The organism is Paenibacillus sp. EB106-06-01-XG199 (genome assembly GCF_058791575.1).
In genome coordinates this window covers 534,698-561,270 of the sequence record NZ_JBYTDQ010000002.1, presented here as the reverse complement: position 1 = coordinate 561,270, position 26,573 = coordinate 534,698, and the positions used below count along the sequence as shown (strand labels likewise).

Genomic DNA, 26,573 nt, shown 5'->3' with positions numbered 1-26,573 from the left:
AGGGAAGCTCATGTCCGCTGGTGCGGAGATGGGCTTTTTCCGCTATCCTGCGGGCGGGATACATACTCCAGCTCAGGGTTGAATACGACATAAGCACAGGAGGGGATTCGATGAATGGAACAGGGTCCTGCATCACCCGGAAAGATCGGACAATTCTGCTGGATTGCGCTCATCCCGGGTTTGAGGCGGCAAGAATTGCACTGGTGGATTATGCGGAGCTTGTCAAAAGCCCTGCCGCCTACCATACCTACCGGATTACACCATTGTCGCTCTGGAATGCCGCCGCTTCCGGTCATACAGCGGAGAACATTATTTCGAGCCTGAAAAACCTCTCCCGCTGGGGGCTTCCTGCCGGACTGGAGCAGGAGATTGGTGAGCTGATGTCCCGGTACGGCAGCTTGGGGCTGTATGCTCATATGGGGGATCCCCGCTATATTATTTTACGTGCCAATCAACCCGGACTGTTGGATGAATTGGAAGGGCACAGTTCCTTACAGGCGTTGGGTCTGCGGAGGCACCTCCTCCAGGAAAGCGTCTGTCCCGTTGAACAGCGCGGGATGCTGAAACAGGAACTGACCAGGCTGGGCTATCCTGTGCTTGATTATGCCGGTTATCGTGAAGGGCAGACTTTGAGTCTGTCCTGGCGGGGAGTGGAGGCGCTGGAGCTGGAACCGGGAGTCTCATTCGGACTTCGCGATTATCAGCAGGAAGCTGTCCGTACGTTTCGGGGGATTGGGGGTAGCGGATGCAGCGGTGTTGTCGTTCTGCCATGCGGGGCGGGCAAGACGGTTGTAGGTCTTGCTGTGTTGGAAGATCTGCAATGCGAGACGCTGATTCTGACTTCAAGCTCTACCTCCGTAGGACAATGGCGTGATGAACTTCTGCGGTGGACGGATCTGGATGAAAATGCCGTAGGGGAGTATACCGGTGAGAAAAGAGAAGTACGTCCAATCACTGTGGCAACTTACCAAATACTGACGCATCGCCGGGCCAAAGACGGACCGTTTCTGCATATGAATCTGTTTAATGAACGGAACTGGGGACTAATCATTTATGACGAGGTCCATTTACTTCCGGCACCTGTATTCCGGGCTACGGCGGATATACAGGCGACCCGCCGTCTGGGGCTTACCGCCACGCTTGTCAGAGAAGACGGACGGGAAGGGGATGTATTCTCCCTCATCGGGCCGAAATGTTATGATCTGCCCTGGAAGTCGCTGGAGAAAGAGGGCTGGATCGCCGCTGTGGACTGCGTAGAGATGTTGATACCCATGGACTCCGGCTTAAGGAGCAGGTATATCTATGCTGGCGGAAAAGAACAGTTTCGGCTTGCTGCCGGGAATCCGGCCAAGGCAGCGGCTGCCGCTAAGATCATTAAGTCCCATACCGGTGCTGCTGTACTGGTCATCGGCCAATACCTGGATCAGCTGGAGCTGCTGGCCGAAAGCCTGCAGGCGCCCTTGATCACGGGGAAAACGCCCCAGCGGGAAAGAAGCCGATTGTATGCTGCCTTCAATGAAGGCCAGCTGCGGGTGCTGGTGGTCTCCAAGGTGGCCAATTTTGCCGTGAATCTTCCAGATGCCTCGGTGGCGATCGAGGTTTCGGGAGCCTTTGGTTCACGGCAGGAGGAAGCCCAGCGGTTGGGCCGGATTCTGCGCCCGAAGCCGGGTGAGAATAAAGCGTATTTCTATACACTTGTCTCGGAGGACAGCAGAGAACAGGATTTTGCTCTGCGGCGGCGGCTGTTTCTGACCGAGCAAGGCTACGATTACGCCGTCAGAGGCGTGGACACGCAAGAGGAGGCGGTTTTATGATCGGGTTATCGCCCGAAGCGCAGGAAGTGCTGAAAATGATATGCGCGGTCCATGCGGCCCAGCCCTTTGCGGCAGAGAAGGCAGACAGTTTACGTCCTGCCACCCTGTGCCGCGCCGAGCAGCAGCTTGCACTGAAGGAGCTTCGTCAGGCTGGAGTGCTGGAGCTGCGGCAGAAAATATGGGGGGAGAAGCTGTATCAAATTCCCGTGCGGCAGCTCGCAGCTATCCACCAGCATTTCTTCTCCATGAGGCCGTTGCCAGTGGCAGGCGACAAGGTAATGCTCAAGCTTGCCGCAGGCAGCGGATTGCCGGGTGAGCTGTTTCGTGCGTTGCTGTTCACAGCGCGTGAAGGATTGCCTCTGACTGCCAAAGGTGTGATCCACAAGAAGAATATCAGCCGTCTGGCAGCACTTCTCTCTTTGCGCGAAGAGCATTTACGGGGTCTGATTCCCGGAGATGCTTATGCTGAGCCCCAGCCTCTGACAGCCATGGTTATGGTTGATCTTATGCTCATGCTTGGACTGATCAGCCGGCAGAGTGAGGCTTATATGCTGGAGATGGAAAGGCTGGATCAATGGTTTGCGCTCAATGAGCTGCAGATGAACGATATTTTGTATAACCTGATCTTGAACCGCTACGGCTTGCAGGAGCCAGTCAGGCAGCATTTTCGATACTGTATTTCCGCTGGAGAGTTCGCGCCTGGCCAATGGTTCTCCCTGCCGGATATTCTGGACAGGTTGCATAAGTTAAATCTTGCGGCAGATTATCCTGAAACAGGAGTCGAAGCCTCCTGTCTGGCCTGGTTTAGCTTTCTGGCCGGGTTTGGCTGGTGCGAGCTGGGGTATAGTGATTACGGGGACTGGTGCTTCCGCTGGACGGACTCCAAGCCTTCGCCCGATCCAGGCGGGGAGGCAGGAGACGGCTGCATGAATCGGTTCACTGCGGATAGACCAGCTCCCGGCTGCGGGACAGTGGAAGACCTGAATGCTCCAGCGCCTGTGGAGAAGCAGATATTACAAGATTCCTCCCTTCAGTCGTTTATTGTTCAGCCGGATTTCGAGGTACTGGTGCCGCCGGAAGTGCCATACACTATCCGCTGGACGCTTGGCGGTTGCGCGGAGCTGCTGCATAGTGATGATCTGTGGAGCTTCAGGCTGACCCGGGAAAGGCTGGAGCATGCTGCTGAACAGGGACTGCCGCCAGAGACGGCGATTTCCTGGCTGGCTGCCCATGCACAAGGGGGATTGCCGGAACAGGTGGACCTATCTTTAAGACAGTGGTCAAAGGGGATTGGCCGAACGGCATTCTCCGAGGTGATTCTGTTGTCCTGCAACAGTGAGGCAGATGGAGCGGATATTGCTGCTCATCCCCGGCTTGGCGGCAGCCTCACCCGTGTAGGCCCGCTTCATTTTATCGTGCAGGGAGATCAGGTGGAGCAGGTGCGCAAGGAGCTTGCGGCAGCCGGAATAGCCCCGCCGCGGATCATCGGCGGCAGGGAAGGCAGCGTGAAGCAAAAACTATTTGATCTAGGCGATCCCGGCCTGCCAGTGGCGGACTTCGTTCTCCCGGCTCCGGACCCCAAGCGGGGAATCCTTGGCGGAGAAGCTATTTATCAGCCCTTACCGCTGTCCTCAGCTGAAGTGGATGAAAGCAATTGGACAGGTGAAGAAAACGTTCCGCAAATGTGGATCAAGGAATGGCGGAAGTATCATGGCTCCACGGCCCAAAAGGTGATGGAGCAGGCGCTGAAGTGGGGGATTAAAGTCCGGCTTTCCATAAGAGATGAAGTTTGCGACTTTATTCCCGGGCGGATCAGCGGACATCCCTGGAGAGTCTCCGGATGCCTGCTGGATTCCAATTCACAGATTCGTGATGCGGAAATGGAACTGGACCCGGGAGATTGGGAGGAAATGAAGCTGCTGATTCCTCCAGAGCTGAGAAATTCTTCTTCTGCTGGAGCAAGTGGTTATGTTATGATAAGGTAGTCTACTGTTTACGGTAGAACATTAACGTAGAAAAGAGTTGAAGTTCATGAGCGTAGCGGAGTTGAATACGGTCGATATGGCCGAAGTGCTGACATACGCCTATGAATTAGGCGACATGATTAACCAATCGGCCGAAGTGTCGGATTACTTATACTGGAAAGGCCGGGTAGATTGTAACCCGGAAATCCAGGCCATGGTCAAACAGCTGCAGAACAAGAAGGAGCTGTTCGAAGAGACACAGCGGTTCGGACATTTTCACCCGAACTATCATTCGGCTAAGGATGAGGTATCTCGGGTGGAGCAGGAACTTGAACAGTTCGAGGAAGTTGCCCGCTTCAAGCTGGCCGAGAAGACGCTGGATGATATTCTTCATTCCATGTCGGAAGCGATTGCGTTCTCAGTATCGGAGAGCATCAAGGTTCCAAGCAATGACCCGAATCCTAAGGGTGGCGGATGCGGCAGCGGAGGCAAATGCTCCTGCGGATAAGCGCCTCTGAGAGGGAGAGAAAGAAAGGCGGATGAGCTAATGTTTGCGGAACGGACAGGATATATCGTATGGGTTAGCGACGTAAAGGCGGCGCGTAATCTGGAGAAATATGGAACACTGCATTATGTATCGCGGAAGATGCATTATGCGGTCATGTATGTGAATGCGGAACGTGCCGAGGAAGTTATGAAGAATGTCCGCAGACTTTCCTACGTGCGCAAGATTGAAAGATCTTACCGCAATGAGTTGAAGACGGAATACACTAGTAATGGACCGGACAAGTCCCGTTATTACGGATTGTAATTCCTGAAGCTGAAACTCTAGAAGGATGACAGGTGCCGCTGGCGCCTGTTTTTTTATGCACCTGTTTTGGCTTTCCTCGTATTCCTTTGCCTACTGTTGCAGGCAGAGGTTTTTTTATTGGTGGGCTATATCAGTTGAACTAAGATTCCATCGAAGCCATTTCGGGTGAGGCGGAGCGGATCAAGAAAAAATGCAAAATGATCAAAGGCAGCAGTCTTGTGGATGACGCAGACAGAATCGCAAACGGGTCCGGCAACTAACACTGGTGTTTCGCATTCACTGATTAGGGGAGTGCTTGAACAACCCGCGTCAATGCGGTAAGATTGACAACAATAAGAGCATGCCAAGACCCTTTCGGTGGAGTGTGATGATAATGCATGGCAAGGGGATGGAATGGTGGGGGGCGTTTGAACCCTTCCACATCATGCTGAATGACTACAGGGTCACTGATATTGTGATTACCAATCATGCCAAGAGCCGCTATCTGGACCGGATTAACCCGGACAGCAGTGACAGCGGACAACTCAGTGCATGGATGTGGCAATGTCTGAAGCAAAACCGGATCAAACCTTACCAGCAAAAGGAGCATAACGCGTATTTGATTGACGAGGATACGTTAGTCATTGCCGAGTTTAGGGAGCTGGAAGATGTAACGAGCCTCTCCGGGCATCCGCTGTATGTAATGGTAATCGTATCTTATCTGGGGCGGATCTCCGCGACTCCCCAACTGCGTGACCTGCAAGCTTATTATTCGCGTATGCGCAACTCACGCCGCATGAAGCTGATGAAGAAGCGCCGCAAACGCAAATAATGCACAGCAATTACAAAGAAGGTATGCGGCGGGTGGCTGCATGCCTTTTTTAAAATATATGAATTTACATGCTTTCCACTTAGAATAATTTATGATCTATGAAGGGGCTTTGAGTGCATGAATTTTCATCAGCTTCATATTTTTTATACGGTATCTGAACGGGGGAGCTTCTCTGCTGCAGCCCAGACACTGCATATGACGCAGCCGGCGGTAACGATGCAGGTACAGGCATTGGAAGACTATTTCGGAGCCAAGCTGTTCGACCGTTCGAGTAAAAAAATTGTGCTCTCCGAGGCCGGCCGGACGCTTATGCCCTTCGCGCTGCGCAGCATTCAACTGATGCGGGAGACGGATCAGGCAATGTCGGCCTTTACCCATATGCTGGAGGGGCGACTGCAGCTCGGGGCAAGCCTGACGATTGGAGAATATGTACTGCCGCGTCTGCTGGGCCCTTTTGGCAAAGCGTATCCGAATATTTCGATCATGATGAAAGTGATGAATACGTCGCAGATCATGGAGGAAATTAACAAACACCAGCTAAATTTCGGGCTGATTGAGGCGCCGGTGTCCCATCCCGATATGGAGATTGAACCGGTCATGGGCGATGAGCTTAACCTGATTGTCCCCAGTGGGCATCCGCTTGCAGACAGGGAGGAAGTTACACTAGAGGAAGCGCTGGAGTATCCGTTTGTGCTGCGCGAACAGGGCTCTGGAACACGGCGGGTGATGGAAGAACAGCTGATAGCCAAGGGGCTGGATCCGGCCGCAATGCGAGTCGTGATGGAGCTGGGCAGCACAGGCGCGGTAAAATCAGCGGTGGAGGCCGGTCTGGGTCTGACTATAATCTCAGCCTCCTCGGTTAAGCATGAGGTGACACTGGGGCTGCTGAAGATTGTGAATCTGTCAGATACTTCTTTTAAGAGACAATTCTATGCGATTCATCTAAAATCAACACTGCTGCCGATCTCTGCGGTTACGTTTCTGACCTTTTTGCGCCAGCACGCGAACGACCGGTAGGCGATTAGGATGGTACTGCGGAATCCCATGGTATGAAGTTTATGAGGAGAGGTATGCGGAAAATAGTGGGATAGGGGAGTCTGATGATGGCCATTTTGCTGCGCGGAGAGAAGGTTGTCTTGCGGGACCTGAAGGAAGAGGATATCCGTAAAATCTATAATTTCTATTATGAAGCAGAAGATCGCGAGTTTCTGCAATGGGATGGTCCCTACGAACCGCTGGAACAAGTAAGCTATGCACAATTTGCAGAAAAATATAACGGGATGCTGGCACTTGTGGGTACGGATAAACCGCGGAACCGTTTGATTATCGAGATTGATGGTGAGATTAAGGGTAGCGTGGGCAGATATTGGGTTTCGGAAGTCACGAATTGGTTTGAAATCGGAATTGCTATTTATGACTCCCGTTATTGGTCTGGAGGATACGGTACCGAAGCCTTCAGTATGTGGATGGAATATCTGTTCAATTCGCTGGATACAGTCCGTCTCGGCATAGGCACCTGGTCCGGCAACGCCCGGATGATGGGGCTGGCGGCCAAATGCGGGATGGTGGAGGAAGCCCGTGTCCGCAAAGCGCGGATTGTGCGGGGCGAATATTATGATGCCATTAAGATGGGAATTCTTCGTGAAGAATGGGAGTCTGCAGGTACATTATAAACTTGGGACAAGGAGTGGCATGATGGAGAACGATGTGGAAGCGAGCAACCCTATAGATGGTGCTAAACCAGGATTACAGGGCCGATGTGATTTACATACCCATACACAGGCTTCGGACGGGATGCAGCCACCGGCGGAAAATGTGCGGATTGCCCGTCATAAAGGGCTGGCCGCAGTAGCGATTACCGACCATGATACGGTAAGCGGCGTTGCCGAAGCGCTGGCAGCGGGCCTGAAGTACGGGATTACTGTTGTACCCGGCGTAGAAATCAGCACCCGTGCAGAAGGTAAGGAGATTCATGTGCTTGGATATTATATCGATACACAGCAGGAGCTGTTTCTCTCGCGGCTTGCAGAACAAAGGGACACCCGTGCCAAGCGCAATGACTCTATTATCGGCAAGCTGCGCGGACTCGGCATCAATATTACGCTGGACAATGTTATTGCAGGGATCGGCCGCGAATTGAAGCCTGATGAAAGTATCGGGCGGCCCCATATCGCTGATGAACTCGTACGGCTGGGCGCGGCAGCGGATATGCGCGAAGCCTTTGATAAATATTTGGCAACTGGTGCGGCGGCATATGTCTCTCCCCCGCGGATTACACCTGAGCTGGCCTGTGAGTGGATTATTGAAGCCGGAGGCACTCCAGTACTGGCTCACCCCGGCATCTACGGCGATGATGAGCTGGTACGCGGCATTCTGACCCGAAGCTCTCTGCGGGGCATTGAGGCCTATCATTCCGACCATACTCCCGCCGATGAGGAGCGTTATCTGGCGATGGCCCAACAATTTGGCCTGGTTGTTACCGGCGGCTCGGATTTTCACGGTGCGCGGCAGGGTGTAATCTTCCACGGTGATCTGGGGAGCGTTACGGTCTCTGCCGATGTGCTGGAGCGGCTGAAGGGATAGAGAGTTAAGTACGCCTGCTTAATCCGATTAACCACAGGGATCACGATTTGAAAGACCACAAAGTTAAAGAACCTCCAAGCCCGAGACGATGCTTCGTCAGGCTTGGAGGTTCTTTGGTATGTCCAAATATTTGAAATAATTAAGAAGGGCCCGGAGCTAGCTTCTCAAAGCATTCGGCAGACTTTTGATCCGCGCCTCATCCGGTGTGACAAACAGTGTCTTCTGGTGATCGTAAATGACGAAGCCGGGCTTTGCACCGCTTGGCTTGCGGACATGCCGGATCAGGGTGCAGTCCACTGGCACGCTGCTCGACTGCTTGGCCTGACTGAAGTAGGCGGCAAGCTGAGCCGCTTCCTCCAGGGTAGCATCACCGAATTCTTCGCTGCGGATCACGACATGCGAGCCGGGGATATCTTTCGTGTGCAGCCAAGTGTCATTGGCAGAAGCCAGCCGGTTCGTGACATATTCGTTCTGCAGGTTGTTTTTGCCGACATAGATGTCTACGCCCTCGGAGGAGGTAAACACCTGTAAGGTAGGACGGGTGGTTTTCTTCTTCTTTTTGCCCTTTTTGCTGCGGTCGCGCATGTAACCCTGACTGACAAGCTCATCGCGGATTTCCTCGATATCATTCAGGGAGGCGTGGGCCAGCTGCTGCAGCAGTGTTTCCATGTAAGCAATCTCTTCATGGGTTTTGATCAGCTGCTCACCGATGACCCGAAGGCTGTTCTTGTATTTGTTGTATTTCTTGAAGTAACGCTGTGCGTTGTCCGAAGGCGTCAGCAGCGGATCAAGCGGAATGGTCGTCTCCGCCTGGTTCTCATCGTAATAGTTCACCAGCCGGGCTTCCTTGTCGCCCTTGGACACGGCAAACAGTGACGCAAACAGCAGCTCGCCCCAAATCCGGTAACGGTCAGCATCTTCCGCTTCTTCCAGGTCTTTCTGGAGATTGGCGAGCTTTTTAATATTTTTGCTCCGCTCATTGCCCAGGAAGCGTATCAGATCGCTGACGCGCTGCTTTACAGTATCCCGCTCCGCTTTATCCCCGTAATAGTCTTCCATGCAAGCGCTGATCGAGCTGTAGTGCTTCAAGCTTTCATCCGGCAATGCCAGCGGAATTGCAGAGAAAACGGGTTTGCCTTTGGCATTCGTTCCTATAACCGGTGAAAACCGGAATTCCCGCACCGGAGCCAGCACCTGATTAAAGGCCTCCCACAACAGGAGCGGATTCCCGCTGCTGTCGTCAGAACCAACATCCTGCTGATCGCATCCGGGCTCTGCGGCTTTGGAACCGCCGGCGCTGCGCTGCCGCACAATTTCTCCGGCAATCAACGGACTCATGCCGCTGAAGGCATGCACCATCCATCCGATTGGATCGGCTGCTGGCGATGGACCGCCTGAACCATCCGCTTTGGGCTCTTCCAGAGACCGCAGCAGGTCCGCAATCTCGCCCTCAATAATCTCCTCGGGCTCTTCTTCCTCCCGGGTGCCTGCCAGCAGTACTGCTTCTTCTGCCGAGGTGAACAAAGTAACAAAATCCTCTTTGCCGATCTCCAGCGGATTCAGCTTGTGCTGCTCCGGCGGCTCCAGGTAGGCGATGCCGGGCATGACATTCCGGTAGCTGCTAATTGATGGGGTAACGTGATGAATACCGTCGATAATCGTGCCCGTGGAGAGATCGGTCAGAATGATATTGCTGTGCCGTCCCATGAGCTCAATAATAATTTTTTTGGCCGAAACGTCTCCCAGCTCATCCCGTGTCTTGATGTTTATATGAATGATGCGTTCCATGCCGACCTGGGTGATGCTCTCAATCGTGCCGCCTTCGCAGTGCTTGCGCATCAGCATGCAGAACATCGGTGCTTCTGCAGGATTAACCGTGTTCCGGTCCGTCAGATGCAGTCGCGGGTAGGTCGGATTGGCCGACAGCAGCAGCTTGCCTCCGCCGCCTGTGCCGCGCAGGATGAAGATAAGGTCGTGAGCGTTTGGTTGATATATTTTGCCGACGCGTGCACCGATGAAAGGCCCAAGCTCATGCACGATCGCTCTTGTAACGATGCCGTCTAATGCCATGATAATGTTCTCCTGTCGCATAATAATAAATTTCTCTTCTCTATGATGCCATACTTTAACACATTCGCGCAAAAGGAGAAGCTATGAAGCTGTGATATTTTGGGACGACCATGAATAGACTTTGTCATGAACAGGTGGAAAAGCTGTGCGCCGCCGGAAGTCAAGAAACGACCGGGAGGGGAAAGAATAGTCATGGAACAAAAAAGTTGGCACCGGCTCGGTGCGGAGGAACTGCAGAGGATGCTGAACATTCATCCTGGAGTAGGCCTAAGCGGAGAGGAGGCGGAGGAAAGACGCAAAGAGAGCGGGTATAACGAGCTTTCGGAGGGGAAGACAGTTTCTCCGATCACCTTGCTGCTGAATCAGTTTAAGGATTTTATGGTGCTTGTGCTGATGGGGGCGACGCTAGTATCCGGACTTTTAGGTGAATATCTGGATGCAATTACGATCATCGCCATTATTTTACTCAACGGAGTTCTGGGTTTTGTCCAGGAATTCCGTGCCGAGCGTTCACTCCGGGCACTCAAGCAGCTCTCGGCACCTTCTGCCAAAGTGCTGCGGGGCGGGAAGCAGGAAGTTATACCGGCAAAAATGCTGGTGCCCGGCGACATCGTGCTGCTGGAAAGCGGCGACCGGATTCCGGCTGACATCCGCTGGCTGGAGTGCAGTGCACTTTATGCCGAAGAATCTGCACTGACCGGTGAATCGCTGCCCGTCTCTAAGCACGCGGAACCGATTCATGCCGAGGAGATTCCCTTGGGGGACCAGAAAAATATCGGCTTCATGGGGACGATGGTAACACGGGGTACAGGTAAGGCGGTTGTAGTCCGTACAGGGATGGATACCGAGATGGGCAAAATTGCCGATCTGATCCAAAATACTGAATCGCAGGAAACGCCGCTGCAGCACCGTCTAGAGCAGCTTGGGAAGATTCTGATCTACGTTTCGCTCGGTCTGACCATTGTCGTAGTCGTTGCTGGCATTCTGCACGGTCAGCCCGCTACAGCGATGTTCCTGGCAGGCGTCAGTCTTGCAGTTGCAGCCATTCCGGAAGGTCTGCCGGCGATTGTCACCATCGCGCTCGCACTTGGTGTGCAGCGGATGATTAAACGTAAAGCGATCGTCCGCAAGCTCCCTTCGGTGGAGACTCTCGGATGCGCCTCCGTAATCTGCTCTGACAAGACAGGCACCCTGACCCAGAACAAGATGACGGTAACGCGGCTGTGGACGGGAGGACGCAGTCTGGACGTGACGGGCGAAGGTTATGCTCCCAGCGGACAAGTGATGGAGAAGGGGCGGGCCGTTGATCTCAAACATGATCAAAGCCTGCGGCGCATGCTTCAGGTCGGGGCTTTATGCAGCAATGCCGAAATTGTTGAATCTCTGTCCAGTGACAGCCGAGGGAAACGCAAGGGAAAGGATAAGGGTGAAACGGACAAGGCGGCAGACACCCAGTCGGTATGGGAGCTCAAGGGCGATCCTACCGAAGGCGCATTAGTCGCTTTATCCGCGAAGATGGGGCTTACTGCCCAGTCGCTTGCTGTAACGTATGCCAGAGAGAAGGAGTTTCCTTTCGATTCTGAGCGCAAGCTGATGTCTGTGATCGTGGGGCATCCCGGCGGACGTATGATCTGCACCAAGGGAGCGCCGGATGTGCTGCTGAGCAACTGCTCCTATATGCTGTGGGAAGGCGGGGTTGTCCCTTGTACGCCGACTTTGCGCCAGAAGGTGCTGGAAGCGAACGAGGAGATGGCTTCCGGAGCGTTGCGTGTACTAGGGATGGCTTACCGTGAGCTGCGATCAGGCGAAGCAGCAGACAGTGAAAAAGAAGCGGAATCCCAGCTGATATTTATCGGACTGGCCGGAATGATCGATCCTCCGCGCCGTGAAGTACGCGACGCGATCAGCATTACCCGGCGGGCAGGAATCAAGACGGTGATGATTACTGGTGACCACGGAACTACCGCCGAAGCCATTGCCCACCAGCTTGGCATTCTGCAGCGGGGTGGGACCGTTCTGAGCGGCTCCCAGCTAACGCGGATGACTGATGATGAGCTGGATAAGGTGTCAGACTCTGTATATGTATACGCCCGCGTCTCCCCTGAGCATAAGCTGCGGATCGTCAAATCTCTGCAGCGGCGGGGCCATGTTGTGGCTATGACCGGAGATGGTGTGAATGACGCTCCGGCAATTAAAGCGGCGGACATCGGGATTTCCATGGGGATCACCGGCACCGATGTTACTAAAGAAGCATCAGCGCTTATTCTCGGAGATGATAATTTCTCAACGATCGTGGCAGCTATAGAAGAAGGGCGGAATATTTACGAGAATATCCGCAAATTTATCCGTTACCTGCTGGCTTCCAATGTCGGAGAGATCCTGACCATGTTCTTCGCTATGATGCTGGGGCTGCCGCTGCCGCTGGTGCCAATCCAGATTCTCTGGGTCAATCTGGTCACCGACGGACTGCCTGCGATGGCACTGGGCGTGGATCAGCCGGAGAAGGATCTGATGGAGCACAAGCCGCGCGGAGCGAAGGAGAATATTTTTGCCCGCCGCCTGGGCTGGAAAATCATCAGCCGGGGCCTGCTGATCGGTCTGTGCACCCTGGGCGCCTTCTGGTTGACGCTGCGTATTGATCCAGGCAGCCCGCAGCAGCTCATCCGCGCACAGTCGGTTGCTTTTGCCACACTGGTTATGGCTCAGCTTATTCATGTATTCGACTGCCGCAGTTCCCGTTCAGTGTTCCACCGCAATCCTTTCCAGAATAAATATCTGGTGCTCGCCGTGTTGTCATCCGTTGTGCTCATGCTGGCTGTTATGTATCTGCCGCTGCTGCAGCCGGTATTTAAGACCGTACCGCTTAGCTTCCGCGAATGGTGCCTGGTGCTGGTCACCGCCGGTATCCCTACCTTCCTGATGGGAGCGGGCAGCGTGTGGGGCGGCAAGAAGAACCGCAGCCGCAGCGGAGGCCGGACGATGATAAAAAGTACAAAAATTTCAGCATAAAGTCAATAGCTTAAGCCCACTCCTTAAGGTATGCTTGTTCGGAAGAAGTGAATGCTAACAAACTTTTAGGAGTGGGATTTTCAATGGAATTTACAAAAATGCACGGACTTGGCAATGACTTTATTATCGTATTCGGTGAGCAGGCACTGCCGGGCAATGCTTCTGAGCTTGCAGTTACGTTGTGCAACCGGTTCTTCGGCATCGGAGCCGACGGTCTTGTCTACATTCTTCCGTCAGAGCGCGGAGACTATATGATGCGCATTATGAATTCGGACGGCTCAGAAGCGGAGCAATGCGGAAATGCAATCCGCTGCGTCTCCAAATATGTATATGAGCAGGGTCTCGTCAGCTCGGAGCAGATTGTGATTGAAACCATCGGCGCCGGTGAACAAAAGGTATCCCTGCAGGTGAAGAACGGCGTGGTGGAGACGGTTACGGTCGATATGGGAGAACCTGTATTATCGGGCCTGCAGATTCCGGTGGCGATAGATGCCGAGCCTGTGCTGGACCAGCCCATTGAGGCAGACGGAACGGAATTCAAATTTACGGCCGTATCCATGGGCAATCCGCACTGTGTAATCTATGTGGAGGACGCCGTGTCGTTTGATCTTGCGACCTGGGGGCCGAAGCTTGAGGTGCACCCGCTTTTCCCGAGAAAAGTGAATGTAGAATTCGCGACAGTGCTAAACCGCAGCCATGTCGATATGCGTGTCTGGGAACGCGGCGCCGGACCGACACTGGCCTGCGGTACCGGAGCCTGCGCAACGCTGGTCTCCTCGGTACTGAATGGCCATACGGACCGCTCGGCCACGATCAGCCTGAAGGGTGGCGATCTGTTTATCGAGTGGAATGAGAATGACAACCATGTCTATATGACCGGTCCTGCCCAGGTTGTATATACCGGCTCGGTAGAAGTTTAATCCTGCAGGGATTTCGGTATCCAAACTGAATAAGGTGTGCATTCCAAAAGGATGACCTCAAGCTGCCCGCTTGCAGGTCATCCTTTTTGCAAATATAAGAACGATCCTGCGGTTGCCCTTGTGGCAGATGAGGCAAGCAAATTCCCGCAGCAGACGAGGGCTGAAATGCCTGACAACATGAGGGTTACGACAGGCCATGATTCTGAACTCGCACCTCTGATTCTTAAGTAGGTGATTGTCTCGGAGGAAATCTCCGGAGAGAATAACCGGAGTACTTCACCGGTTGCTTTATATACCGGCAGCGGCCGTACGATGTTCGAGGCGCTTGCCAACGCTTCGCGGCAAACCGCGCGTTTCCTGTCTCTTGCCCATGTCCGGGTGCTTGTCATCTCGGAGGAGTTTGCCCGTGAAGGAATCAAGGATATGCTGGATGTGCTGGAACGGGAGAGTGATACACGGCTCACCAGTCTATTCTTTATTTCCAGAGGCCAGCCGGCGATTGACCTCTTGTTAACTATGACCGTGTTCAGCAAAATTCCCGCCAACGATCTGGTAGAGAAGCTCGAGACAACCTCCAAACAGTTCGGATATAACGACAGAGATGTAGCGGATTCCAACGATAATCTGAAGACAATTGCTCCGAAAGCTATTCTGAGGGTGTCCGGCATAGCAGCGTTTAAGGATGATAAGCTGAAGGGCTGGCTGGAAGGCTACACTGTGCTCGGTACCGTACTCTTGCATAACAAAATTAAATTTTTTACCGCTGCCTTGATTGAAATATCCGAGCTGTTCGGTATCCCTTACAGGAAAATGATCTATCCTTGCGCGCTGATTATCCTGTTCACCTCCATCCTGGACGCCCGCTGCTTTATCGAACATCTGGATGAAGGGGGAAGGCTGCTGTATATGGTATATCCTCTGTTTATAGTGGTTATCCCAGCCATCCTAATTATAATCACGGCGTTGAAGAGCAATTTCTCGGCCCCCCGCCCGGGCTGACTGCCGCGAACCCAATAGATTAGGTCTGGAATCAGCAGACACAGCAGCATGATTGCCGCAGCCAGCTTCTCCGAGGCAGAATAGAGCAGGTAGTTCTGATATATCTGATGTAGCCCATTCCATAACCGAACAGCCAGTCGCTAAAATACAAGTAAAGCAAGGAAAGTGTAAATTATAACAGGATTACAGCGTATTTGCGCAGCAGTAGTCTTCTTGTTCTTTTTTTCAAGGTAGCCTCCTCCTTAAATAAGAATAAGGCTAGTATGAATCATTTCTTTTCTTGCCATGCAGAGGCAGTGATGGAGCGGTTAGGCTTTTGGGCTTGAATGCTTATCATCCAACCCGATTTATGTTACATTAGTATGAAACTAATGACAGTATAGGGGAGGTTCTTGCGGTGAAGCCGGATTTGCGCTCTGCGTGGAATACGAATGTTTTGGTCGGGGACGGAGCCATGGGAACCTTTTTATATCAAAAAGGGTTTCCTGTCGGCATCTCCTACGAAGAATTGAATCTGACCTCTCCAGGGGTCATTGAAGACGTGCATCGCAGCTATATTGAAGCTGGAGCCGTGCTGCTGGAGAGCAATACGTTCTCTGCCAATTATGACAGGCTGTCCAAATACGGATTGGAATCAAAGGTTGGGGAAATCAACCGTGCAGGTGTGAGAATTGCCCGGCAAGCTGCCGGTGATGCAGGATATGTAGTCGGTGCGGTAGGTTCCATTCGTGCCGGCAAACGGGCAAATCTTTCTTCGTCGGAGCTGAAGCGTTATTTCACGGAGCAGATCACCGCACTGCTGGAAGAGCAGCCGGACGGCATCATGCTGGAAACCTTCTACGATGTGGAAGAGCTGCATTTGGCACTGCGGACGGTGCGGAAGCTCAGCGGACTTCCGGTCATTTGCCAGCTTGCTGTAGATGAAACGGCGCGAACGCTGGATGGATTGACTTTGCCTGAAGCCTTCCGCATTTTGGAACAGGACGGAGCGGATGTGATCGGCTTCAATTGCCGGACCGGTCCCAACGGTATCAAGCGTGCATTGAAGACGCTTCAGGGCAGTCTGACCCTTCCGGCGTCGGTATATCCGAATGCCGGAGTAGCGGATTATGTGGACGGGCAGTACCGCTATGGCGCCACACCGGATTATTTCGGCCAAATGGCTCCTGTGTTTGCCGGGCTGGGCAGCCGGATCATCGGCGGCTGCTGCGGGACTACTCCTCAGCATATCGCTGAAATCTCGGCTGCACTGCGTGATTATGCTCCGCAGCCGCTGCCAGAACCGACTCTGAAGAAGAGCCCGGAGCGGATTGTGGTGCAGGAACATCTCGGCGAGGATGAAGGCCGCAGCGGCGGCGAACCGACACTTGTCGATCTGGTCAAGGAGCGCCACACCGTTATTGTAGAGCTTGACCCTCCCCGTGATCTGGACATCGCCAAGTTTATGAGAGGTGCAGATGCGCTGCGTAGAGCAGGTGCAGATGCGCTGACCCTTGCGGATAATTCACTCGCCGTAACTCGGATGAGCAACATGGCTCTCGGGCATCTGGTTCAGGCCCGTACAGGACTCCGGCCACTGGTGCATGTAGCCTGCCGTGACCGGAATCTGATCGGGACCCAGTCACATCTCATGGGTTTTGATGCGCTTGGCATCGACCATGTGCTGGCGGTGACCGGAGATCCGGCCCGTTTCGGGGATCTGCCGGGGTCCAGCTCGATATATGATCTTACTTCCTTTGAAATCATCCGGATGATTAAGCAATTGAACGACGGGATTGCGTTCTCCGGCAAGCCGCTGAAGCAGAAGGCGAAATTTGTGATCGGAGCCGCATTTAATCCCAATGTCAAACATTTGGACAAGGCGGTGGAGAGGCTGGAGAAGAAGATCGCTTCCGGCGCGGATTATATTATGACCCAGCCGGTGTATGATCCTGAGCTGATCGCCCGTATCGCCAAAGCGACTGAGCATCTGGATATTCCGATATTCCTCGGGATCATGCCACTGGCAAGTGGCCGCAATGCAGAATACCTGCATAACGAGGTTCCCGGTATTCAGCTCTCCGCAGAGGTACGCAGCCGTATGCAGGGTCTTGAAGGAGAGGTTGGCCGGGCTGAAGGCGTGGCCATCGCCAAAGAGCTGCTGGATGCGGCGACAGAGCATTTTAACGGCATCTATCTGATGACGCCATTCATGTTCTACGAGATGAGCGTCCAGCTGCTGGAGTACATTTGGGAGAAACAAGGGCGCAAATTGTCCCCCTTGTTTCGCTAGTAATAATCAATTACAATAGTGTAATGGATGTGATTCCGTTGTCATTTAGCATGACCGGATACGGTCAATCATCCCTGCAATTCGGCGGTTACAAGATTACGTTCGAAGTCAAATCGGTGAATAACCGTTACTGCGAAGTTGTGCTGCGGATGCCCCGGGATTGGACGGGTTATGAGGATATGCTGCGAAGAATAGTTTTGCATCATATCAAACGGGGACGGGTAGATGTCGTCATAAATAGAGAAATCACTGAAGAGACAGCCTCCGTTCAGATGCTGAACCGGCCGGCGGTCAAGTCCTATCTGAAAGCCGCGGAAGCGCTGAAGGACGAGTTCGGATTTACGGGTGAGTTGACTTTACGTGATATACTTTCTATGCCCGGTGTAATGGAGCTCAAGGAGGAGGCAGCCGCCACAGGATTTGCATCCTTTGAAGAGTACTCCGGGATGCTTGAACTGGGGCTGGAGCAAAGCCTTCAATCCCTGCTGGAAATGCGCGCCCGGGAAGGCGGTTATCTTGCCGCTGACCTAACGCGCCGGCTAGGGCATCTGGAGGAGCTGCACGCTGAAATGGCCGCACTTGCTCCTGCAGTAGTAGTTGAATACCGTGATAAGCTGCGGTTGCGGCTGAACGCGCTGAATGACGGGACTTTCCCTTTTGAGGAGCATAAATTCGGAATGGAAATTGCTACCTTTGCCGACCGCTGTAACATTGATGAGGAGCTTACCCGGCTGTACAGTCATTTTGAACAATGCAGAGCTTTGCTGAAGGGAAGCGAGCCGGCAGGACGCAAACTGGATTTTCTCATTCAGGAGATGAACAGGGAGACGAATACAATCGGGTCGAAATGCAACCATCTGACTCTAGTGAATCTCACGCTTGATATGAAAGCTGAGCTGGAGAAGATACGCGAGCAAGCAGCGAACTTAGAATAACAGGTAGTTCAATCAAGCAAAGATGTAACTTATGGGGGGAACAACCGGAACATGGCAATCAAATTAATCAACATCGGCTTTGGAAATATCGTATCGGCCAACCGCATTATTTCCATTGTCAGCCCGGAATCTGCACCAATTAAACGTATTATCCAGGAGGCCAGAGACCGGCATATGCTGATCGATGCGACCTACGGCCGCCGGACGCGGGCCGTCATTATTACAGACAGCGATCATGTCATTCTGTCGGCCGTTCAGCCGGAGACTGTGGCACACCGCTTATCCAGCAAAGATGATGATAACGACGAATAACAACAAATGGAGTGTACTATGTCAAAAGGATTGCTGATCATATTGTCCGGCCCTTCCGGCGTTGGTAAAGGTACCGTCTGTACCGCGCTGCGGCCGAAGATGCCCGAGCTTATCTATTCCGTTTCCGCCACCACACGCAGTCCGCGTGAGGGTGAGGAGAACGGCGTCAATTATTTTTTCAAGAGCAGAGAGCAGTTCACGGCAATGATAGAAGCGGACCAGCTGCTGGAGTATGCGGAGTACGTAGGCAATTATTACGGTACTCCGCGTGATTTTGTGGAAAGAACACTCGAGAGCGGAAAAGATATTATTCTGGAGATCGAGGTTCAGGGAGCTCTCAAAGTCAAAGACAAATTCCCGGAAGGCATCTTTGTGTTCCTTCTTCCTCCATCCATGGACGAATTGAAGGACCGCATCCGCGGTCGCGGTACGGAGCATCCTGATGTGATTAACCACCGCATGTCCGTAGCAGAAGATGAGATTGGTTTGATCCGGCATTATGACTATGCCGTAGTGAATGATGAGATTGATCTGGCCTGTAAGCGAATAGAAAGCATTATTATCGCCGAACATTGTAAGGTAAGATGATATGCACAGCAAGATTGATCATATTTAACAGTAAAAGATGAAGAGGTGTCTTACGTGCTATATCCATCTATTGATGAAATGATGACCAAAGTCGACAGCAAGTATTCGCTGGTTGTCGCAGCTGCCCGCCGGGCAAGAGCTCTCCGTGAAGGCGGCAAGACTGATATCAAGTCGCCGAGATCCCACAAGTTTGTTGGCGTTGCCCTGGAAGAAATTTATGAAGACCGCATCATTGTAACACGCGGCGAAGAATAGTCCGGATAGCTTGCCATGCCTACTGTAGAAACGGACACCGCCTTTGTATAAGGCGGCGCTACCGTTTCTTCTTAGGTTAAGGGGCTGACAGCGCATGAACCTAGTGACCCATAGCCCGTACCGGGCTGTTCCTGACAACCGGAAGGTTGTTATTTTTTTAAAGAGATAAGGCTAGAGGATTTACGCTATATTATCCTTATATCATTGAAGAAACGGATGCCGTCTCGAGATAGGCCGACGCAGCCGTTTCTTCTTGCCCGAAATATTAGAATTTCAAGTTTTCTTCATTTTATATCCGAACTATAGAGCTTTGGCGCAGGAAAGGAACAGGGGGGAGATCATGTTGAACAACATCAAGGGTAAAACGATTATTCTTGGCATTACAGGGGGAATTGCTGCATACAAGGCAGCGGATTTGACCAGCAAGCTTACACAAAGAGGAGCCGAAGTCCATGTCATTATGACAGCCTCGGCTAAACAGTTCATTACTGAGCTGACACTGCAGTCACTCTCGAAGCAGCGGGTATACAGCGATACCTTCCAGGAACGCGACCCGTCATCGATATCGCATATTGACCTCGCCGATGCCGCCGACCTTGTCCTGATCGCACCGGCTACGGCCAATATCATCGCCAAAATGGCGCATGGCCTTGCCGATGATATGTTGTCCACTACACTGCTGGCCGCGACCGCTCCAGTTATGGTCGCACCGGCAATGAACGTCCATATGTACCAGCATCCGGCGGTAATCAGCAATATGAATACTCTTGCCGGGCGTGGTGTGCAGTTTATTGAACCGGGTGAAGGGCTGCTGGCCTGCGGTTATGTAGGCAAAGGCAGGCTTGAGGAGCCGGCGACGATTGTGAGCTGTGTGGATGCTTTCTTCGCTCTTCAGAACAGCGCTGCATCCGGTCCGCTGGCCGGTAAAAAAGTTATTGTGACGGCTGGAGGGACGGTGGAGCGGATTGATCCGGTCCGTTATATCTCCAATGACTCCTCCGGCAAAATGGGCTTTGCCCTGGCCCGTGCTGCGCGTGCCATGGGTGCTGAGGTTACCTTGATTGCTGCGCGTACGGATGAGAAGCCCCCGCAGGACCCGGACATCAAAGTGGTACGGGTAGAGTCAGCCCAGGAGATGTATGAGGCGGTTGCCGGCCGGTGGAAGGCATGCGATATTCTGATCAAGGCCGCTGCTGTAGCAGATTACCGTCCTAAGCAGAGTGCCCCATCCAAGATCAAAAAGAGCGGCGATACAATGACGCTTGAACTGGTTAAGACAACCGACATCCTGGAGAGTCTGGGGAAAATGAAGGACAAGCAGTTCCTAATCGGATTTGCTGCCGAGACAGGAAACGCCGAAGCCTTCGCGAAGGACAAGCTGGTCCGCAAAAATTTGGACCTTATTGTGGCTAATGATGTGGCTGCGGAAGGGGCCGGATTTGGCACGGATACCAATATTGTCTCTATTTATGGGGCCGAAGGCCTTGTGCTGGATATTCCCCTGGTAAGCAAAGATGAAGTGGCGCGCCGCTTGCTGGGACTCGCAGCAGAGCGTATCGCTGGAGCTGCCTTATAATGGATATAGCCAAGGTCATTGTCGATGTTCCCGTGCGCAGCACTGACCGGCCATTTGATTATTTGATTCCCGCTGACCTGAAACTGTGGATTGAAGTGGGCAGCAGAGTGGCTGTTCCTTTTGGTCACCGGACTGTACAGGGTTTTGTTGTCTCACTGGAATCGGGAGAGACCGGCTCGGGCCCTTCCCTTAAACCCATCCAAGAAGTGCTTGATCTGCTCCCGCCTTTGTCGCCAGAGCTTGTAGAGCTTGGGGACTGGATGAGTCAAAGATATGCCTGCCGACGGATCTCCGCTTTGCAGGCTATGCTTCCGACTGCCCTTAAGGGCAAAGCCGAGCGCCTGATCTCCCTCGGAGAAGCGGCAGAGGAAGCAGGGAGCCCTGAGGATGAATTGTTTCCGCTGTTTCTGGATACGGACCAGGAGGAGCAGCAGATCACCGATTTTGTCAGACGTGCCGGGGAGGTCTCCATGAAGCAATTGACCCGGACGTTTCCAGATGCGGCGGAGACGGTGAAGTTCATGCTGCGGCGGGGAGTGCTGTCCGAGAGCCAGTCGATTAAGGATAAAATGGGCAAAAAGAAGCTGAAGGCTGTAGATTTGGGGATAGGCGTTGCCGCAGCCCGCGAATCACTGGGCAGCTTCCCGGCACGTTCAGCACGGCAGAAGGAAGTGCTGGCCTTCCTGATCGACATGGAGCCGATGCTACCCATGCCAATGAAGGATCTTTTGTCGGTACTGCAGGTTACAGCCGGTACCGTGAAGTCGCTGGAAGACAAGGGCTTCATTGAGATCAGCGAAATTGAAGTGTACCGCGATCCCTACCGGGGACGCGATTTCAAACCGAGCACTCCGCTGCCGCTGACTGGCGAACAGGAATCCGTATATAAACGGATTATCCGGACGGTGGATGAGCAGCGGCATGAAGTGTTTTTGCTGCACGGGGTAACCGGGAGCGGAAAGACGGAAATTTACCTGCAGTGCATCCAGCGGGTAGTAGACCAGGGCAGGCAGGCGGTGGTGCTGGTTCCCGAGATCGCGCTCACTCCGCAGATGGTTGAGCGGTTTAAGGGCCGGTTCGGAAGCGGAGTGGCGGTGATGCACAGCCGCTTGTCTGTCGGAGAAAGATACGACGAATGGCGCAAAATCCGTGAGGGCAAAGCGGCAGTTGCCGTCGGAGCACGTTCAGCGGTATTCGCGCCATTCGCTAATCTTGGACTGATTATTATGGACGAGGAGCATGAAGGCTCCTATAAGCAGGAGGAGAATCCGAAGTACCATGCCCGCGATGTGGCTGTCCGCAGGGCAGAGCAAGGCGGAGCTGCAGTAATTCTTGGCTCAGCCACTCCTTCTTTGGAGAGTTATCATGCTTCCCGGGCACAAAGCGATATTCACTTCTCTCCAGTTCTGCTAGAGATGCCGAGCCGTGCGCTTGGCAATGAACTGCCAAAGGTGCATGTGGTAGACATGCGCGATGAGCTTAAGGAAGGTAACCGCTCCATGTTCAGCCGCAGGCTGCACGCTGCGCTTGAGAGCAGGCTGGAACGCGGGGAGCAGACAGTGCTGCTGCTGAACCGCAGAGGGTTTTCCACCTTTGTGATGTGCCGGAGCTGCGGTTATGTCGCGGGCTGTCCGGAATGCGACATCTCACTGACCTATCATGCCCGCAGCGACAATTTGCGATGCCATTACTGTGGCCATGCGGAACCTTCGCCGAAGGTATGCCCTGAATGCGGAAGTGAGCATATCCGCTTCTTCGGGACAGGCACACAGCGGGTGGAAGAAGAATTAGGCAAACTTTTCCCCGGCATCCGCGTAATCCGGATGGATGTGGATACAACGACGGAAAAGGGCTCGCATGAGAAGCTGCTGAACCAGTTTAGGGACAAAAAGGCGGATGTGCTGCTCGGAACGCAGATGGTGGCGAAGGGTTTGGATTTCCCCGATGTTACACTCGTCGGAGTTATTACGGCGGATTCTGCACTCAACTTGCCTGATTTCCGCGCGGCGGAGAAGACGTTTCAACTGCTTACCCAGGTGGCTGGGCGGGCGGGGCGGCATCAGCTACCCGGTGAAGTCGTGGTCCAGTCCTATACCCCCGAGCATTATTCGATTATCCATGCCAGCGGCCATGATTACAGCTCCTTTGTCCGTGAGGAGTTGAAGCACCGCAAAGAATTGCATTATCCTCCCTATTGCCGGCTGATTCTCGTGACCCTGTCACATGAACAGCTGCCGCTGCTGCTGCGTCTAGCCGAGAATTATGCGCTGAACCTTCAGGGCAAAGCGAGACAGCTCCGCTGGTACGGCAGCTTGGATAAGCTGTCCACGGACGCGCTCGATCTGTTGGGACCGGTGGCTTCACCGTTGCCCCGCCTGAAGGGCAGATACAGATTCCAGTGCATCATTAAATGGCGGGGAGCCATAGATGCGATTGGGCTGGCCAAGCAGGTGGCTGAAGAGCTGGAGGATTCGGTCCGTGACACAGGACTGCAGGTCAGCATCGACGTTGATCCGCAGATGTTGATGTAACCGGAAGACATGTTACAATGGGTAAGGAAATATTGCCTCTAAGCATGATTGGGTTTATTAATTCGTTTTTCTAACTATAGAAATGTTCAGAACAAGGAAGGTGTTTTGGTAATGGCAATCAGGCTGATCGTGAAAGAACCGGATGAAGTGCTGCACAAGACAGCGAAAACAGTAACGAAAGTAACACCCAATGTCCAGAAGCTGCTGGACGATATGGCGGACACGATGTATGACGCTGAAGGCGTTGGCCTGGCGGCACCGCAGGTGGGTATCCTGAAACGGCTGATCGTAGTGGATGCCGATGAGGAGCATGGTTTGATCAAATTGATCAACCCGGAAATACTCAGTATGGAAGGCGAACAGTTTGGACCTGAGGGATGTTTGAGTATTCCCGGGCTAAATGGCGATGTGCGCCGCGCGGAGACTGTTACGGTGCGTGGCCTTGACCGTGAAGGCAAGGAAGTGACGATTACGGGAAGCGGTCTGCTGGCCCGTGCTTTTCAGCATGAAATCGATCATCTCAACGGAGTAGTGTTCACGGATATTGCCGAGAAGGTATATGAATATACAGCTGAACGCAGTGAAACCGAGGAGTGAATGAAATGAAAATAGTGTTCATGGGAACGCCGGCTTTTGCGGTGCCCTCCCTGCAGATGCTGGTGGAGGAAGGCTACGAAGTTGTGGCTGTTGTCACCCAGCCTGACCGGCCGCAAGGCCGCAAGAAGACACTTGTTCCAACTCCGGTGAAGGAGGCGGCGTTGTCTCTGGGGCTGCCCGTCCTGCAGCCAGAACGGCTGCGCCGGCCGGAAGCCGTATCAGAGCTTGCCGCCTATAAGCCGGATTTGATTGTTACTGCGGCATACGGTCAAATTCTGCCCAAATCGGTGCTGGAGCTGCCCGTGAACGGCTGTGTCAATGTTCATGGCTCGCTGCTGCCGAAATACCGTGGTGGAGCGCCGATTCAGCGCTGTATTATCAACGGTGAGCAGGTCACCGGAGTCACGCTGATGTACATGGCGGAAGGGCTGGATACCGGGGATATGATATCGCGGGTTGAGGTTCCCATCGGAGATGAAGATACTTCAGGGGTATTGTTTGAGAAGCTGAGTCTTGCCGGACGGGATCTGCTGAAGGCGGAAATGCCGCGTTTGGCTACCGGTCGCCTTCAGGCTACGCGCCAAGACGACAGTGAAGCCACCTATGCGCCGAATCTCAGCAGGGAAGACGAGCGGATTGACTGGAATGCCGGATCGCGCGAAATTTATAACCGCATTCGGGGACTGGTCCCGTTCTCCGGCGCGTTTACACTCTGGAACGGTGAAACATTCAAGGTGTGGGCAGCAGCAAAGCCTGACGGGAACAGCACAGGTGGAACGTCTGCGCCAGGCACGGTATTAGCTGTTAACGAGCGGGGCGTCGAGGTGAAGACCGGCGACGGAGTTGTGCTGTTGACCTCAGTGCAGCCTGCTGGCAAAAAAGCGATGAGCGCTGGCGACTTCAGCCGTGGCGCGGCCATGAAGCCCGGGACGGTGCTCGGTTGAGCGCGGGCGGCCACAATGGCGCAGGACGAAGTGGACAGGCCCCCTCTTCGAAAGTGGAGAATACGGGGCCTGGCGCAAAAGGGTCAAATGCCAAACCAAACCGCAAGGGCGCTGCTGGCGGCAAATCGTCGGCAGACTCTGCCCGTGAGGTAGCTCTCGATGTTCTCGTCCGGGTCGAACAGCAGGGAGCTTACAGTAACCTGCTGCTCAACAGCAGTCTGCAGAAATCGGGGCTTAGCCGGGAAGATACGGGACTTGTCACCGAGCTGGTATACGGCAGCATCTCTAGGATGTTAACGCTGGATTATGTACTGGGAGATTTCGTGACTAAGGGAATCGCCAAGCTGCAGCCTTGGGTGCGCAATCTGCTGCGCCTTAGTCTGTATCAAATCATGTATCTCGACCGGATTCCATCACATGCAGCCGTAAATGAGGCTGTGAATATAGCCAAGAAGCGTGGACACCAAGGGATTTCGGGAATGGTCAACGGGGTTCTCCGCAGCGTGCTGCGGGCCGGTAACCTGCCTGTACTGAAAGAAGGACTCAGCGGGGAGGAACGGATTTCCATTCTCCATTCGCATCCGCTCTGGATGGTGCAGCGCTGGGCAGCTGAGTATGGTATAGAAACGGCTGAAGCCATGTGTGCGGCCAATAATGAACCACCTTCGGTCAGCGTGCGGGTGAACACAACGATGATCAGCAGGGACAATCTGCTGGCACAGATGCAGCAAGAGGGAATGGAAGCCTCTGTGTCAAGAGTAAGCCCGTACGGGATTGTTATAAAAGGTGGAGGTAATCTGGCATTAACCTCCTGGTACAGTGATGGATACATCTCGATCCAGGATGAGAGCTCTATGCTGGTGGCTGAAGCTGTTGATCCTAAGCCGGGAATGAACGTGCTTGATTGCTGCGCTGCCCCGGGCGGCAAAAGCGCGCATATGGCTGAGCTGATGAAAGACGAAGGCTGCATCTATGCCAATGATCTGCATGAACATAAAGCAAAGCTGATTGCAGATCAGGCGCTGCGGCTGGGCCTGGAGTCCATAACAACAGGCAGCCGCGATGCACTTGAGCTTGTGGATACGCTTGAGCCGGAATCCTTTGACCGCATCCTGCTGGATGCCCCATGCTCCGGCCTTGGCGTAATCCGCCGCAAGCCGGATCTGAAGTGGCGCAAGCAGCCGGAGGATGTCGCCAGTGTTGCCGCCCTGCAGGGCGAGCTGCTGCAATCGGTTGCCAGACTGCTGAAACCCGGGGGCGTGCTGGTCTACAGTACGTGCACGACAGAGCAGGCGGAGAACAGCGGCATTGTCGCTGATTTTCTAAAGAATAATCCTGGATTTGCACCTGTGACTTTCAGCTCCACTGTATGGGAGCGTCTTGAAGAAACTGCAGTTGCCGCAGGAGAGGGCATACAGCTCCTGCCGCAGCATTTTGGAAGCGATGGGTTCTATATTGCCCGGCTGGAACGACTCTTGTAAAATAGTAAATCGGCAAGGGATTTACAGTTGTCCCGCCCGCAGGGTATTGTGCGTGGCGGGCTTTCTTTTACCGTCTCTGAAATTTGTGTTAAAATAGGAAG

At 53.5% G+C, this 26,573-nt stretch carries 22 protein-coding genes; 21 read left to right on the top strand and 1 reads right to left on the bottom strand.

The features are described 5' to 3' along the window. The first annotated feature begins 110 nt into the window (after window positions 1–110). The 8 genes from AC3WT9_RS08455 (at window position 111) to AC3WT9_RS08420 (ending at window position 7,983) form a co-directional block, all read left to right on the top strand. Window positions 111–1,814 carry a DNA repair helicase XPB gene (locus AC3WT9_RS08455; protein WP_341378320.1) on the top strand — a complete coding sequence of 568 codons (1,704 nt, stop codon included), beginning with the start codon at window positions 111–113 and terminating at the stop codon, window positions 1,812–1,814. Beyond that, window positions 1,811–3,799, top strand: coding sequence for a helicase-associated domain-containing protein (locus tag AC3WT9_RS08450; RefSeq protein WP_341378321.1), 1,989 nt, complete (start codon window positions 1,811–1,813; stop codon window positions 3,797–3,799). Before AC3WT9_RS08455 ends, AC3WT9_RS08450 begins: the two co-directional genes overlap by 4 nt. Window positions 3,800–3,845: 46 nt before the next feature. Next, a complete protein-coding gene (locus tag AC3WT9_RS08445) occupies window positions 3,846–4,286 on the top strand; it encodes a YlbF/YmcA family competence regulator (protein WP_038590509.1) in 441 nt (146 codons plus the stop codon). 39 nt (window positions 4,287–4,325) lie between these two features. Next, a complete protein-coding gene (locus AC3WT9_RS08440) occupies window positions 4,326–4,589 on the top strand; it encodes a YlbG family protein (protein ID WP_020432997.1) in 264 nt (87 codons plus the stop codon). A 373-nt stretch (window positions 4,590–4,962) separates the two neighbouring features. Continuing rightward, a complete protein-coding gene (locus AC3WT9_RS08435; protein ID WP_341097647.1) occupies window positions 4,963–5,400 on the top strand; it encodes a hypothetical protein in 438 nt (145 codons plus the stop codon). A 117-nt stretch (window positions 5,401–5,517) separates the two neighbouring features. Next, window positions 5,518–6,417, top strand: coding sequence for a selenium metabolism-associated LysR family transcriptional regulator (locus tag AC3WT9_RS08430; protein ID WP_341378322.1), 900 nt, complete (start codon window positions 5,518–5,520; stop codon window positions 6,415–6,417). A gap of 86 nt (window positions 6,418–6,503) precedes the next feature. Next, window positions 6,504–7,073: a GNAT family N-acetyltransferase gene (locus AC3WT9_RS08425; RefSeq protein ID WP_341380362.1), complete on the top strand. Its 570-nt coding sequence runs from the start codon at window positions 6,504–6,506 to the stop codon at window positions 7,071–7,073. Window positions 7,074–7,095: 22 nt separating this feature from the next. Beyond that, the gene (locus AC3WT9_RS08420; RefSeq protein ID WP_341380363.1) at window positions 7,096–7,983 is read left to right on the top strand and encodes a PHP domain-containing protein; all 888 of its coding nucleotides are present in this window, start codon (window positions 7,096–7,098) and stop codon (window positions 7,981–7,983) included. 156 nt (window positions 7,984–8,139) lie between these two features. Here the strand turns inward: AC3WT9_RS08420 and AC3WT9_RS08415 are convergent, their stop codons facing one another. After that, window positions 8,140–10,053, bottom strand: coding sequence for an Rqc2 family fibronectin-binding protein (locus AC3WT9_RS08415; RefSeq protein ID WP_341378323.1), 1,914 nt, complete (start codon window positions 10,051–10,053; stop codon window positions 8,140–8,142). A gap of 192 nt (window positions 10,054–10,245) precedes the next feature. Between AC3WT9_RS08415 and AC3WT9_RS08410 the strand changes: the two genes are divergently transcribed. The 13 genes from AC3WT9_RS08410 to rsmB all read left to right on the top strand — a co-directional run bounded on the left by AC3WT9_RS08410 (window position 10,246) and on the right by rsmB (window position 26,472). Next, the gene (locus tag AC3WT9_RS08410; protein ID WP_341092430.1) at window positions 10,246–13,062 is read left to right on the top strand and encodes a calcium-translocating P-type ATPase, SERCA-type; all 2,817 of its coding nucleotides are present in this window, start codon (window positions 10,246–10,248) and stop codon (window positions 13,060–13,062) included. A gap of 83 nt (window positions 13,063–13,145) precedes the next feature. Next, window positions 13,146–13,982, top strand: a complete 837-nt coding sequence (gene dapF / locus AC3WT9_RS08405; protein ID WP_341092431.1) for a diaminopimelate epimerase — start codon at window positions 13,146–13,148, stop codon at window positions 13,980–13,982. 231 nt (window positions 13,983–14,213) lie between these two features. Continuing rightward, window positions 14,214–14,981: a Ger(x)C family spore germination protein gene (locus AC3WT9_RS08400; protein ID WP_341378325.1), complete on the top strand. Its 768-nt coding sequence runs from the start codon at window positions 14,214–14,216 to the stop codon at window positions 14,979–14,981. 397 nt (window positions 14,982–15,378) lie between these two features. Then, on the top strand, window positions 15,379–17,253 hold the full coding sequence (locus AC3WT9_RS08395) for a bifunctional homocysteine S-methyltransferase/methylenetetrahydrofolate reductase (RefSeq protein ID WP_341092435.1): 1,875 nt from the start codon (window positions 15,379–15,381) through the stop codon (window positions 17,251–17,253). A 38-nt stretch (window positions 17,254–17,291) separates the two neighbouring features. Further along, a complete protein-coding gene (locus AC3WT9_RS08390; RefSeq protein ID WP_341378326.1) occupies window positions 17,292–18,188 on the top strand; it encodes a YicC/YloC family endoribonuclease in 897 nt (298 codons plus the stop codon). 51 nt (window positions 18,189–18,239) lie between these two features. Further along, window positions 18,240–18,500, top strand: coding sequence for an extracellular matrix/biofilm regulator RemA (remA, locus tag AC3WT9_RS08385; RefSeq protein ID WP_006209218.1), 261 nt, complete (start codon window positions 18,240–18,242; stop codon window positions 18,498–18,500). An 18-nt stretch (window positions 18,501–18,518) separates the two neighbouring features. Continuing rightward, window positions 18,519–19,088, top strand: coding sequence for a guanylate kinase (gene gmk, locus AC3WT9_RS08380; RefSeq protein ID WP_341092436.1), 570 nt, complete (start codon window positions 18,519–18,521; stop codon window positions 19,086–19,088). A gap of 54 nt (window positions 19,089–19,142) precedes the next feature. Then, window positions 19,143–19,343, top strand: coding sequence for a DNA-directed RNA polymerase subunit omega (gene rpoZ, locus AC3WT9_RS08375; RefSeq protein ID WP_038590559.1), 201 nt, complete (start codon window positions 19,143–19,145; stop codon window positions 19,341–19,343). Window positions 19,344–19,683: 340 nt separating this feature from the next. Further along, window positions 19,684–20,919, top strand: a complete 1,236-nt coding sequence (gene coaBC / locus AC3WT9_RS08370; RefSeq protein ID WP_341092437.1) for a bifunctional phosphopantothenoylcysteine decarboxylase/phosphopantothenate--cysteine ligase CoaBC — start codon at window positions 19,684–19,686, stop codon at window positions 20,917–20,919. Beyond that, the gene (priA, locus tag AC3WT9_RS08365) at window positions 20,919–23,450 is read left to right on the top strand and encodes a primosomal protein N' (RefSeq protein ID WP_341378327.1); all 2,532 of its coding nucleotides are present in this window, start codon (window positions 20,919–20,921) and stop codon (window positions 23,448–23,450) included. Before coaBC ends, priA begins: the two co-directional genes overlap by 1 nt. A gap of 111 nt (window positions 23,451–23,561) precedes the next feature. Then, entirely contained in the window at window positions 23,562–24,047 is a 486-nt protein-coding gene (gene def, locus AC3WT9_RS08360; RefSeq protein WP_038590565.1) for a peptide deformylase, read from the top strand. Between the two features lie 5 nt (window positions 24,048–24,052). Beyond that, a complete protein-coding gene (gene fmt, locus AC3WT9_RS08355; RefSeq protein ID WP_341378328.1) occupies window positions 24,053–24,991 on the top strand; it encodes a methionyl-tRNA formyltransferase in 939 nt (312 codons plus the stop codon). Beyond that, a complete protein-coding gene (rsmB, locus tag AC3WT9_RS08350; RefSeq protein ID WP_341378329.1) occupies window positions 24,988–26,472 on the top strand; it encodes a 16S rRNA (cytosine(967)-C(5))-methyltransferase RsmB in 1,485 nt (494 codons plus the stop codon). The genes fmt and rsmB overlap by 4 nt, the downstream gene beginning before the upstream one ends. Window positions 26,473–26,573 lie beyond the last annotated feature (101 nt).